The organism is Pigmentiphaga sp. YJ18, from assembly GCF_038066655.1.
In the GTDB taxonomy this organism is placed as follows: domain Bacteria; phylum Pseudomonadota; class Gammaproteobacteria; order Burkholderiales; family Burkholderiaceae_B; genus Pigmentiphaga.
The window spans coordinates 23,964-36,146 of record NZ_JBBUKU010000003.1; the positions used below are offsets into that span (position 1 = coordinate 23,964).

The 12,183-nt window shown below is 68.6% G+C and carries 11 protein-coding genes; 7 read left to right on the plus strand and 4 right to left on the minus strand.

What is annotated here, in order from left to right; all coding sequences use genetic code 11:
• Positions 1–8: 8 nt before the first annotated feature.
• Positions 9–1,205, minus strand: coding sequence for an AI-2E family transporter (locus WKR98_RS19915; RefSeq protein ID WP_124690535.1), 1,197 nt, complete (start codon positions 1,203–1,205; stop codon positions 9–11).
• Positions 1,206–1,327: 122 nt separating this feature from the next.
• On the opposite strand from WKR98_RS19915, the gene WKR98_RS19920 reads away from it, so the two are divergent.
• Positions 1,328–2,326 carry an Lnb N-terminal periplasmic domain-containing protein gene (locus tag WKR98_RS19920; RefSeq protein ID WP_124690536.1) on the plus strand — a complete coding sequence of 333 codons (999 nt, stop codon included), beginning with the start codon at positions 1,328–1,330 and terminating at the stop codon, positions 2,324–2,326.
• On the opposite strand, the gene fusA is transcribed toward WKR98_RS19920, so the two are convergent.
• Entirely contained in the window at positions 2,323–4,434 is a 2,112-nt protein-coding gene (fusA, locus tag WKR98_RS19925) for an elongation factor G (RefSeq protein ID WP_341434497.1), read from the minus strand. The two genes, WKR98_RS19920 and fusA, sit on opposite strands and share 4 nt — an antisense overlap.
• A 228-nt stretch (positions 4,435–4,662) precedes the next feature.
• Between fusA and prpF the strand changes: the two genes are divergently transcribed.
• The 4 genes from prpF to WKR98_RS19945 all read left to right on the plus strand — a co-directional run bounded on the left by prpF (position 4,663) and on the right by WKR98_RS19945 (position 8,930).
• Positions 4,663–5,829 carry a 2-methylaconitate cis-trans isomerase PrpF gene (gene prpF, locus WKR98_RS19930; RefSeq protein WP_341434498.1) on the plus strand — a complete coding sequence of 389 codons (1,167 nt, stop codon included), beginning with the start codon at positions 4,663–4,665 and terminating at the stop codon, positions 5,827–5,829.
• 112 nt (positions 5,830–5,941) lie between these two features.
• The gene (locus tag WKR98_RS19935) at positions 5,942–6,895 is read left to right on the plus strand and encodes a Bug family tripartite tricarboxylate transporter substrate binding protein (protein ID WP_124690539.1); all 954 of its coding nucleotides are present in this window, start codon (positions 5,942–5,944) and stop codon (positions 6,893–6,895) included.
• Between the two features lie 61 nt (positions 6,896–6,956).
• Positions 6,957–7,439, plus strand: coding sequence for a tripartite tricarboxylate transporter TctB family protein (locus tag WKR98_RS19940; protein ID WP_341434499.1), 483 nt, complete (start codon positions 6,957–6,959; stop codon positions 7,437–7,439).
• 3 nt (positions 7,440–7,442) lie between these two features.
• Complete coding sequence (locus WKR98_RS19945; protein ID WP_124690541.1) at positions 7,443–8,930, plus strand: tripartite tricarboxylate transporter permease; 1,488 nt, start codon at positions 7,443–7,445, stop codon at positions 8,928–8,930.
• A 42-nt stretch (positions 8,931–8,972) separates the two neighbouring features.
• On the opposite strand, the gene WKR98_RS19950 is transcribed toward WKR98_RS19945, so the two are convergent.
• The gene (locus WKR98_RS19950; RefSeq protein ID WP_124690542.1) at positions 8,973–9,698 is read right to left on the minus strand and encodes a DUF2238 domain-containing protein; all 726 of its coding nucleotides are present in this window, start codon (positions 9,696–9,698) and stop codon (positions 8,973–8,975) included.
• Between the two features lie 306 nt (positions 9,699–10,004).
• Between WKR98_RS19950 and WKR98_RS19955 the strand changes: the two genes are divergently transcribed.
• Positions 10,005–11,012, plus strand: coding sequence for a Bug family tripartite tricarboxylate transporter substrate binding protein (locus WKR98_RS19955; protein ID WP_341434500.1), 1,008 nt, complete (start codon positions 10,005–10,007; stop codon positions 11,010–11,012).
• A gap of 49 nt (positions 11,013–11,061) precedes the next feature.
• Entirely contained in the window at positions 11,062–11,925 is an 864-nt protein-coding gene (locus tag WKR98_RS19960; RefSeq protein ID WP_124690543.1) for an alpha/beta hydrolase, read from the plus strand.
• Position 11,926: 1 nt separating this feature from the next.
• Here WKR98_RS19960 and WKR98_RS19965 read toward each other — a convergent pair whose 3' ends face one another.
• Positions 11,927–12,142, minus strand: a complete 216-nt coding sequence (locus WKR98_RS19965; RefSeq protein ID WP_124690544.1) for a hypothetical protein — start codon at positions 12,140–12,142, stop codon at positions 11,927–11,929.
• Positions 12,143–12,183: the final 41 nt, after the last annotated feature.

Sequence of the window (12,183 nt, forward strand, 5' to 3'; positions counted from 1 at the left end):
TTTGCCCCCTACCCAGGGCGCCGCGGATCCGGCTTTGCCGGTCCGCCAGTGCCGCCCCCTTGAGGGGGAGCGGCCGGAGGCCGCATGGGGGTGGGCTTTCCTTCCGGTCCGCCAGTGCCGCCCCCTGGGGGGCGCGCGTAAGCGCGTAGGGGGGGGCTTTCCTCTCGTAGCCATTCGCGCCAGATCGCGACCAGCAGGGCCATCAGGACGGGGCCGACGAAAAGGCCGACCAGGCCCATGGTCTGTACGCCGCCCACCAGGCCGATGAAGGTGGGCAGGAAAGGGAGCTTGACGGGGCCGCCCACCAGACGGGGGCGCAGGGTCTTGTCGACGATGAAGAGTTCCAGCGTGCCCCAGGCGAACAGGCCGATGCCGGCGATGAGCTTGCCCGAGCCGATCAGGTACAGCGAAACCATGGTGAAGGCCAGCGGGGCGCCGCCGGGCACCAGCGCCATGAAACCGGTGATCAGGCCCAGCAGGGCCGGTGACGGGACGCCGGCGATCCAGTAGGCGGTGCCCAGCACCACGGCTTCGCCGATGGCGATCAGGCCCATGCCGGTCACGGTCGCGCTGATGGTGGCCGGCACCACGCGCGAGAGGCGGGTCCAACGGGCCGGCAGCACGCGCTCGCCCACGGTGTCGAGCTGGCCGACCATGCGTTCGCCGTCTTTGTAGACGAAGAACAGGATGATCAGCATGAACACCACCGTCAGCGCCAGGTGGAAGACGTTGCCCGTGGTGGACAGCACGACCCGGTAGATGTTGCCCAGGTGTTCGCCGCTGATCAGTTGCACCCAGGCGCCCAGCGCGTGCGGCCGCGTCAGGTGTTCCTCCCAGTATCCCGCCAGGCGCTCGCCCACCAGCGGCAGCCCGGCCACCCAGTGCGGGACGGCCAGCCCCTCGCGGTTGGCCTCGAGCAGCCAGCGGATGAGGTTGCTGGCCTCCTGGATCGCATAGGACAGGCAATAGGCGAAGGGCACGATCAGCCCGACGACGATGACCAGCAGCGCGCTGGAGGCCGCCAGCGCCGTGCGGCCGCCGCAGATGCGGACCCAGCGCCGGTACAGCGGCCAACTGGCCAGGCCGATGATCAGCGCGGCCAGGCCAGGAACCAGGAACCCGCTGAAGAAGTAGGCGCCGGCCAGCAGCATGAGAATCAGCAGCCAGCGGGCCACGAGGCGGGCGGAAAAGACAGGAAGCGTCATGAATGGTCGCGAGCGGTAAGCCGAGGAACGTCGCCGACAACTGTACCAGCTAGCAAGCGCATTGCGGGGCGGCTTCTCGAGGGGACTGCCGCATCGTCGCGGGCGGTGGTATGTTCGGGTCCATGCGAACTTTTCTACTGTCGGCGCTGGCCGTCCTGGTTTTCCTGCCCACCACGCTGTGGGCCGCTTTCGCCCTGCGCTATCAGGTCCCCGGTCCGTTGCCCGTCCGGATCGCGGCGGCCGTGGCCGGCGCGGCTTTCGGCCTGGGCATGCTGTGGCTGACGCTGGCGGGACGGCCCGCCTGGGGCGTGGGCGCGTACGTCGTGGGCTTCGGCCTGCTGCTGGCCTGGTGGCACAGCATCGCGCCGTCGAACGACAGGGTCTGGGCCGACGACGTCGCCCAGATGACCACGGGCCAGGTCGACGGCCACGTGGTCACGCTGCGCAACGTGCGCAACTTCGACTGGCGCGGCCCGGCCGACTACACCCCGCGCTGGGAGACGCGCAGCTACGACCTGACCAAACTGGCCAGCGTGGACCTGATCCTGTCCTACTGGACCATCGAGGCCATCGCTCACACGCTGGTGTCGTTCGGCTTCGAGGACGGCCGGCAGTTGGTGTTCTCGGTCGAGATCCGCAAGGAGCGGCACGAGAAATTCTCGTCCATCGGCGGTTTCTTCAAGGAGTTCGAGACCAGCGTCGTGGCCGCGGACGAACGCGACATCGTCCGCGTGCGCACCAACATCCGCGAGGAAGACGACTACCTGTACCGGGTATCCATGCCGCGCGAGGCCATGATGTCGCTGTTCCTGGCCTACGTGGACGAAGCCAACAAGCTGGTGTCGACGCCACGCTTCTACCACACCATCACGGCCAACTGCACGACCATCGTCTATCACATGATGACGCGGATCATTCCCGGCCTGCCCATGGACTACCGGCTGGTCCTGGCCGGCTACCTGCCGGGCTACATCTACGACGTGCGCGGGCTGGACACCTCGCACCCGCTGGCGGAACTGAAGCGGCTGGGCCGCATCACCCAGCGGGCGCGGGACGCCGACGCCGATCCGGATTTCTCGGCCGCCATACGGCGCGGCGTGCCGGGCATCGCGCAGCCCTAACCCCCTTGCTTGCGCTGGCCGATGACCACGTCGGCCACCATGCGCGGCACCTCGGCGTAGTGCTTGAACTCCATGGTGTAGGTGGCGCGCCCCTGCGTGAGCGAACGCAGCGTGGTGGAGTAGCCGAACATCTCGGCCAGCGGCACCTCGGCGCGCACCAGCTTGCCGCCTCCGCCCGCGATGTCCTCCATGCCCTGCACCATGCCCCGCCGCGACGACAGGTCGCCCATCACGTTGCCCATGAAGTCCTCGGGCGTCTCGACCTCGACGCTCATCATGGGCTCGAGCAGCACCGGGTTCGCGCGCCGCATGGCTTCCTTGAAAGCCATCGAGCCGGCCATGCGGAACGCGTTCTCGTTCGAGTCCACGTCGTGATACGAACCGAAGGTCAGCGTGACCTTCACGTCCACCACCGGATAGCCCGCCAGCACGCCCGAGCCCAGCGTGTCCTGGATGCCTTTGTCGACCGCGGGGATGAACTCGCGCGGCACCACGCCGCCCTTGATGGCGTCGACGAACGCATAGCCCGAGCCGGCCGGCTGCGGCTCCAGCGAAATCACCACGTGGCCGTACTGGCCGCGCCCGCCCGACTGCTTGATGAACTTGCCCTCGACGTCGCGCACCGCCGAGCGCACCGTTTCCCGGTAGGCGACCTGCGGCTTGCCCACCGTGGCCTCGACGCCGAACTCGCGCTTCATGCGATCGACCAGGATCTCCAGGTGCAGCTCGCCCATGCCGGAGATGATGGTCTGGCCCGACTCCTCGTCGGTGCGCACGCGGAAGGACGGGTCCTCCTGCGCCAGCCGGTTCAGCGCCATGCCCATCTTTTCCTGATCGACCTGGGTCTTGGGCTCCACCGCCTGCGAGATGACCGGCTCGGGAAACACCATGCGCTCGAGGATGATGGGATGGTCCGGCTCGCACAGCGTATCGCCGGTGGTGGCTTCCTTCAGCCCCACGGCGGCCGCGATGTCGCCCGCGTAGACTTCCTTGATCTCGCGGCGCTCGTTGGCGTGCATCTGCACGATGCGGCCCAGCCGCTCGCGCTTGCCCTTGAGCGGATTGAACACCGTGTCGCCCGAGCGCACGATGCCCGAATACACCCGGAAGAAGATCAACTGGCCGACGAAGGGATCGGTCATGATCTTGAAGGCCAGCGCCGAGAACGGCTCGTCGTCCGACGGATGGCGTTCGATCTCGAGGTCGTGCAGGTCCACGCCCTTGATGGCCGGAACGTCCACCGGCGACGGCAGGTAATCGATGACGGCATCGAGCATGGCCTGCACGCCCTTGTTCTTGAACGCGCTGCCGCACAGCATGGGCACGATCTCGCCCGCCACGGTGCGCTTGCGCAGCCCGCGCCTGATCTCGTCCTCGGTCAGCGTGTCGCCGTTCAGGTACTTGTCCATCAGCTCGTCGTCGGCCTCGGCCGCCTCGGCCACCATCTTGTCGTGCCACTCGACGGCCGTGGCCTGCAGCCCGGCCGGGATGTCCCGGTACTCGAAGCGCACGCCCTGGCTGGCCTCGTCCCAGATGATGGCCTTCATCTTGACCAGGTCCACCACGCCCTCGAAATGGTCCTCGGCGCCCACCGGGATCTGGATGGGGACGGCCCGCCCCTTCAGGCGGTCGACGATCTGCCGCTGCACGCGGAAGAAGTCCGCGCCCACGCGGTCCATCTTGTTGACGAAAGCCATGCGCGGCACATGGTATTTGTTGGCCTGGCGCCAGACGGTCTCGGACTGCGGCTGCACGCCGCCGACCGAGTCGTAGACCATGACGGCGCCGTCGAGCACCCGCATCGAGCGCTCGACCTCGATCGTGAAGTCCACGTGCCCCGGGGTGTCGATGATGTTGATGCGATGCTCGGGATAATTGCCCGCCATCCCCTTCCAGAACGCCGTGGTGGCGGCGGACGTGATGGTGATGCCGCGCTCCTGTTCCTGCTCCATCCAGTCCATGGTGGCATTGCCGTCATGGACTTCCCCGATCTTGTGATTGACCCCGGTGTAGAACAGGATGCGCTCGGTCGTCGTGGTCTTGCCGGCGTCGATATGCGCGCTGATGCCGATGTTCCGGTAGCGCTCGATGGGGGTCTTGCGGGTCATGGCTATCTCGTCGAAAGGGTTGATGGAACGAAACGCGAGCCGCGCCGGTTCCGGGTAGGAAACGGCGAAGGAAGCTAGTTTGCACCGATTCGGGCCAGGCCGGGAGGGGCTGCGTACCACACCCCTGATGGCAGCCGGGGCATTCCCGCGCGCCGCGCGCCTCGTAGTAATCTCGTAAATATGGGCGCGTTTCCTGAAAACAATCTGAAACCGGCACTTCGACCCGCCATGACCGCCACCGACAGACAGCGTGCCATTCCCGCCCTCTACATGCGCGGCGGCACCAGCAAGGGCGTGTTCTTCCTGCCCGCCGACCTCCCCCCCGATCCCTCCACCCGCGACCGCGTCCTGATGCGCGTCGTCGGCAGCCCCGACCCCTACGAGAAACAGATAGACGGCATGGGCGGCGCCACCTCCAGCACCAGCAAGGTGGTCATCGTGGGCCCCAGCACCCGCCCCGACTGCGACGTCGACTACTGGTTCGGCCAGGTCGCCATCGGCCAGCCCGTCATCGACTGGAGCGGCAACTGCGGCAACCTCAGCGCCGCCGTCGGCCCCTTCGCGATCCATCGCGGATTGGTGCGGCCGGCGGGCGACGGCCTCGCCGTGGTCCGCATCTGGCAGGCCAACCTGGGCAAGCGCATCATCGCCCACGTACCGGTGCGGGGCGGCCAGGTCCAGGAACTGGGCGATTTCGAACTGGACGGCGTGACCTTCCCGGCGGCCGAAGTGCGGCTGGAATTCCTGGACCCCGGCGGCGGCGAAGGCCCCGGCAGCGCGATGTTTCCCACCGGCCGCGCGGCCGACGTGCTGACCGTTCCGGGAGTGGGGGAAATCCGCGCAACGCTGGTGAACGCCGGCAACCCCACGGTTTTCGTCGCCGCGTCGTCCCTGGGACTCGCCGGCACGGAATTGCAACCCGATGTGAACAGCCGCGCCGATTTGCTGGCCCGGGCCGAGGCCATCCGCGCCCATGCGGCCGTGGCCATGGGACTGGCGCCCAACGCCGCCCAGGCCACCGCACACCGCCAGCACACGCCCAAGCTCGCCTTCGCCGCCCCGGCCGCGGCCTATACGGCCGCCAGCGGCCGCGCCGTCGGCGCCGGCGACATCGATCTGAACGTGCGCATTTTTTCCATGGGCAAGCTGCACCACGCCATGACGGGAACCGGCGCGGTGGCGATCGCCGCCACCGCAGCCGTACCCGGCACGGTCCTGGCCAACGTGCTGGGCGGCGCCCGCGGCGAACTGCGCTTCGGCCACCCGTCGGGCACGCTGAAGGTGGGCGCCCAGGCGCATGGCCGGGACGGGCGCTGGAGCGTCGCACTTGTGGCCATGAGCCGCACGGCCCGCAGGCTGATGGACGGCGTGGTGCTGGTGCCGCCGTGGGAATGACTTCCCGCCCGCGCGCGTTTGGACGGATACTGTATTCGTAGCGGAACGGCCCCTTGCCGTTCCCTATTTATCAGGCGGCTTTTCCGCCGCCCCTCGCAGCAAGGAGACATGCATGAAGTTCGTCAAGAAAACGGTTGCAGCCCTCGCCATCGCCGTCGTGCCGCTGGCCGGCATCGCGGCCCCCGCCAAGGTCATGGCCCCCGGCGGCCCCGGCGGCGGCTATGACGGCGCGGCGCGCGTGCCGCTGCAGATCATGCAGCAGACCGGCATCTTCACCGACGGTTTCCAGGTCACCAACAAAGGCGGCGCGGGCGGCACCATCGGGCTGGCCGAGTTCGTGCGCACCGGCAAGGGCGACGACAACGCCATCATGTCCATGGGCGCGATCCTGATCGGCGCCATCATCACCAACAAATCCCCCATCACGCTGGACCAGACCGTGCCGCTGGTACGGCTGACCGACGACGCCGGCGCGATCGTGGTGGCGCCCAACTCGCCCATCAAGACCATCGCCGACGCGGTCCAGGCGATGAAGGCCAACCCCGGCGGCACCGCCGTGGCCGGCGGTTCGATAGGCGGCACCGACCACGTCACCGCCGCGCTGCTAGCCAAGGCGGCCAAGTTCGACCCGACCAAGGTCAACTACCTGCCCTACACCAGCGGCGCGGAAGTCGTCACCTCGCTGGCCAGCGGGCAAGCCAAGATCGGCATCTCGGGCCTGTCCGAATTGAAGACCTTCGTCGACCAGGGCCGCATCCGCATCATCGCGGTCTCCTCCGAGAAACGCCTGCCGGGCGTCGACGCGCCCACGCTCAAGGAAAGCGGCTATGACGTGGTCATCGGCAACTGGCGCGGCATCATCGGCGCGCCCGGCATGAGCAAGGCCGGCCGCGACATGTGGCTGCAGCGCTATGCCAAGCTGCACGCCTCGGCCGAGTGGAAGAAGGCGCTGGCCGATCGCGGCTGGGACGACGCCTATCTGGCCGGCGACGACTTCGCCGCCTTCCTGACCAAGGAAAAGGCGCGCCAGGCCGAAGTGCTGAAGGACGTCGGACTGGTCAAGTAAGGTCCACGCCAACATAAAAAGGCACGGGGCGCCGCCGCCGGCGCCCATCGGAGACGACACGATGACAACACCCCGAAGGCGCCCCTGGTGGCTGGGCCTGGCCGTCATGGCCATAGGCGCGGTCTGGCTCTATGAAGGCGGCACCCTGCCCCAGATCGGCGGCTATGCCGCCCTGGGCCCGGGCTTCTTCGTCAGCGCCATCGGCGCGGCGTTGATCGTCCTGGGCATCCTGCTGCTGGTGCAGATCGCCCGCGGCGAGAACTTCTCGCCCCAGGAAGTGGAGAACGCCGAGGCCGATGCCGGCGCCTCGCGCCCGGCCCTGCTGTGGGCCGCCGCGGGCGCCGCGCTGCCGCTGCTGACCATGCAGCCGCTCGGCTTTCCCCTGACCGCCATGGGGTCGTTCGCCCTGGTCACCCGGGCCTTCGGCTCGCGGCGCGTGGTGTTCGACTGCGCCATCGGCCTCGCGCTGGGCGTGATCTGCTGGCTCGGTTTCTCGCACCTGGGCGTGAGCCTGGGCCTGGCCTTTCCTCCGGCGGGGTGGTGATCGATGGATACCTTCAACGCCCTGCTGACCGGCTTCGGCGTCGCGCTGCAGCCCATGAACCTGTTCTGGGCCTTCCTCGGCTCGGTGCTGGGAACCGCCATCGGCGTGCTGCCCGGCATCGGCCCGGCGCTCACCATCGCGCTGTTGCTGCCGGTTACCGTGCAGATCGCGCCCACCGCCGCCTTCATCATGTTCGCCGGCGTCCTGTACGGCGCCATGTATGGCGGCTCGACCACCTCCATCCTGCTCAACGCGCCGGGCGAGAGCGGCTCCATGATGACCGCGCTGGAAGGCAACAAGATGGCACGCTCCGGCCGCGGCGCCGCCGCGCTGGCCACCGCCGCCATCGGTTCCTTCGTGGCCGGCACCATCGCCACGCTGGCCCTGAGCTTCGTGGCGCCGGCCATCGCCGAGCTGGCCTTCGTGTTCGGCCCGGCCGACTACTTCGCGCTGATGGTGCTGTCCTTCACCTCCGTCTCGGTGGTGCTGGGCACCTCGCGCGTGCGCGGCTTCATCGCGCTGTTCCTGGGCCTGGCCATGGGCGTGGTGGGCATCGACGGCCAGACCGGGCAGGCCCGCCTGGCCTTCGGCTCGGCCGACCTGCTCGACGGCATCGAGCTGACGGTGGTGCTGGTGTCGCTGTTCGCGGTGGGCGAGATCCTGTATGTCGCCAGCCGCTACAGCCAGGCCCCGCCGCGCATCAATCCGCTGTCGGGCGGCACCTGGATGACGCGCCAGGACTGGAAGCGGTCCTGGAAACCCTGGGTGCGCGGCACCGCGCTGGGCTTTCCCATCGGCGCGCTGCCCACCGGCGGCACCGAAATCCCCACCTTCCTGTCCTACACGATCGAACGCAAGCTCTGCAAGCATCCCGAGGAATTCGGCAAGGGCGCGATCGAAGGCGTGGCCGGCCCCGAAGCCGCCAACAACGCCGCGGCCGCCGGCGTGCTGGTGCCGTTGCTGACGCTGGGCCTGCCGACGTCCGCCACGGCGGCGGTGCTGCTGGCCGCCTTCCAGAGCTACGGCCTGCAGCCCGGCCCATTCCTCTTCACCAACAGCGGCGACCTGGTCTGGGGCCTGATCGCTTCGCTGTACATCGGCAACCTGATGCTGCTGGTGCTGAACCTGCCGCTGGTCGGCCTGTGGGTGCGGCTGCTGCTGATCCCCCGCCCCTACCTGTATGCGGGCATCCTGATCTTCGCGATGGTGGGGATCTGGGGCGTGGCGACCTCGTGGACCGACCTGGCGATGATGTTCGGCATCGGCCTGATGGGCTACGTCATGCGGGTCTACGATTTCCCCATCGCGCCGGTCCTGATCGGCCTGATCCTGGGGCCCATGGCGGAAACGCAGCTGCGGCGCGCCCTGGCCGTGGGCGAGGGCAATCCGCTGATCCTGGTGTCGACGCCGACCTCGGCCACGCTGCTCGCGCTGGCCGCAGCCGCGCTGGTGCTGCCCCTGCTGCTGCGCAGGCTCAAACGCGAAGCCTGAGCCCGGTCCGCCGCGGGCTCGGGCCCGCGGCGCCGGCTGCCGCTACTCGTGCGCCTGCCGGATCATGCGGGCGATCTCGTCCTCGCCGTAGGGACGCGGGTCCTTGACCCGCAGGCTGTCCGCCCATTCCCGCGAGAAGTCCCGCTGCAGCCAACGGTTCACGGCCGCCGTGGCGATCATCGCCACCACGGCCCCGCAGGCGGCCAGGGCCATGTCCTTGTGCGCGTCCCAGACATCGCCCTGGGTACCCAGGTAGGCCACGCCCAGGTCGCCGCCGAAGACCTCGGCCGCGATCCACTCGAACAGTTCGAACATGGCGGAGGTCGCCAGCGTGAACTCCAGCGGCAGGAAATAGCCCCAGAACCCCCGCGCATCGGCCACGCGCAGGAAGACCTCGCGTATCGGATAGGCCAGCAGCAAGCCATACGAGAAGTGCACCACGCGGTCGAAATTGTTGCGCTCCCAGCCCCACAGGCTGTTGAAGCTGCGGCCGGCCAGCGCCTGCCACCAGGCGTCGTAGGGCACTTTCGCGTAGGTGTAGTGCGCGCCGATCGCATGCAGGCACAGGAAGAGGAAGATCAGCGTGTACGACAGGCGCGAAAACCGGAAATGCCGCCAACTCGCGGCCAGTCCGATACAAAATCCAATCACCAGCACATTCTCCAGCGCCCAGTCCGAACGGTCGAGCGGATCGATGGCCAGAGCCACCCAGATCACCGCGAACGCCAGCGCCAGCCGCGCCACGTAGCGCCGGTGCCCCGTGTCCATGCCTGTCTCCATCTTGCCTCCTGCGGCCATGCGGAGCAGCCAGTCTACGCCATCGGCGCGCGCCGCTCCGGCGGGATCGCCCCATCACGGGTCCGCGCGTTTCAGCGCCGTTTCACCCCTGGCATGTTGCGGACAGCCAACCTATCGCTTTCCCTGGAAGATACAAAGCCGGGAGCCGCGCCGCGAACGGCTGCGGTATAACCTCGCCACGCATGCACGCGCATGCGCCGCCGGCCGGTCCCCCGGCTGGGCCACGAGCCCCGTCCCCGCCTGCCAGCCACTCTCCTTTCTATGCAGATGGTCATCATGATGTTTACGCAACTCCAATCCGGCAGGCGCGCCACGCTCGCGCTGGCTGCCGCGCTGGCGACCGCCGGCGCGATCTCCACATCCCTTCCCGCGATGGCGGCCGACTATCCGGCCAAGCCCATCACCATCGTCGTCGCCTACGGCGCCGGCGGCGACACCGACGCCATGGCCCGCCTGTTCGGCGAAAAGCTGACGCAGCGCCTGGGCCAGCCCGTGATCGTCGAGAACCGCGCCGGCGCGAGCGGCATCATCGGCAGCAACTACGTCGCGCGCGCCAAGCCCGACGGCTACACGCTGCTGCTGGCCCCCAGCACCTTCTCGATGGCCACCCACGTGGTCAAGACCAATTCGGCCGACACCTACAACCCCGCCCGCGACTTCTCGCCCATCACCCAGACCGCGTCCCAGCCCCTGCTGCTGGTGGCCGGCCAGGCCTCGGGCTACACCTCGATCGCCCAGGTCCTGAAGGACGCCAAGGCGGGCAAGGCCCTGACCTACGCCAGCCCCGGCTCGGGCTCGCCCATGCACATCCTGGGCGAACTCTTCAACCAGGCCGCCGGCGTCAAGATCACTCACGTCCCCTACAAGGGCGTCGCGCCCGCCGTGAACGACCTGCTGGGCGGACACGTGGCGCTGAGCTGGATGACCTACGGCCCGGTGGAACCCTACCTTGCCTCGGGCAAGATCCGCATCCTGGCCAACGGCGCGGCGGAACGCACCCCGCTCGCCCCGGACGCGCCGTCGATGGCCGAACTGGGATACAAGAACATCAACATCGCCGCCTGGCAGGGCCTGTACGCGCCCAAGGGCACGCCGGCCGAGGTCGTGCGCACGTTGAACGGGCACATGGCCGAAATCCTGAAAATGCCCGACGTGGTCGCCAAGATGCGCGTCTTCGGCGCCTTCGCCAAGTCCAGCACGCCCGAAGCCCTGGGCAAGCTGACGTCCGACGAATACGCGTTCTTCGGCAAGGTCGTCAAGGAATTCGGCATCCAGGCCGATTGACCGGCGTTCCCGCCCCATGCGGGAACCTCCGGCGGATCCGGCGCTCGGAATGAGCATGTGGATCCGCCGTCTTGCCGCCCTCGCCTGCGTGCTCGCGCTTGCCAGCGCGGGCTATGTCGCGCTCGACCGCTGGCAGCGCGGGATGATCTTCTCGGTCGAACTGGGCGAACGCTCGTGGTGGCGCGAGCCGCCGGCCGGCACCCAGGTCTATGACCTGCCCATGCCGGGCGGCGATACCCTGCGGACCTGGTACTGGCGGCATCCCGATCCCGGCGCCCCGACGGTGCTGTACCTGCACGGCTCGCGCTGGAACCTGAACGGCAGCGCGTTCCGCATGGACCATTGGGCCGGGCTGGGCTATTCGATGCTCGCCATCGACTATCGCGGCTTCGGCGCCTCGTCGCCCCGGCTGCCCTCCCAGGCCAGCGTGCGGCAGGACGCCCAGGTGGCCCTGCGCGAACTGGCCCGGCTCCAGCCCGATCCCGCCCGCCGCTTCGTCTATGGCCACAGCCTGGGCGGCGCCATCGCGATCGACCTGATGGCCCGCCTCGATCCGCCGATACCGGTGGCCGGCCTGATCGTCGAAGCCAGCTTCACCAGCATCCGCGACATGATCGCCACCACGCGCTGGGCCGGCATTCCCGGCTTCGGCCTGCTCGTCACGCAGCCCTTCGATTCGCGCGGCGCCATCGAAACACTAAGCGTGCCGCTGCTGCTGATGCACGGAACCGAGGACCGGGTCGTCCCGCCCGCCATGAGCGAGGCGCTGCTGGCGGCGGCACGGCAATCCCCGCGCAAGCAACTGGTCTGGCTGAAAGGAGCGTCGCACTCCGGCGCCAGCCGCAGCGGCGCCGCCTACGACGACGCCGTGCGCGGCTTCATCCGCTCGGTCCGCCGGGCCTATCCAGGCTGATTCATTCCAGCTCGACCGGGGCCTGGAACTGCCGCTCCAGGAACGCCACCGCGCCCGTCCGGGCTTCCTCCGCGGAAGCGAAGACCTCGCTGTCCCGCATCAACGGAAATCCCAGCACCCGCACCTGGAACCGGTAGCCGTCCTCGCCCGGCGAGGTATCGATCTCGAAATTGCGTTCATTGACCCAGCCTCTTGCCTGCAACGTCCAGTCTTCCATCTTCGACTCCTTGGCGCGGCATTCGCCCGCCCTCATCACAC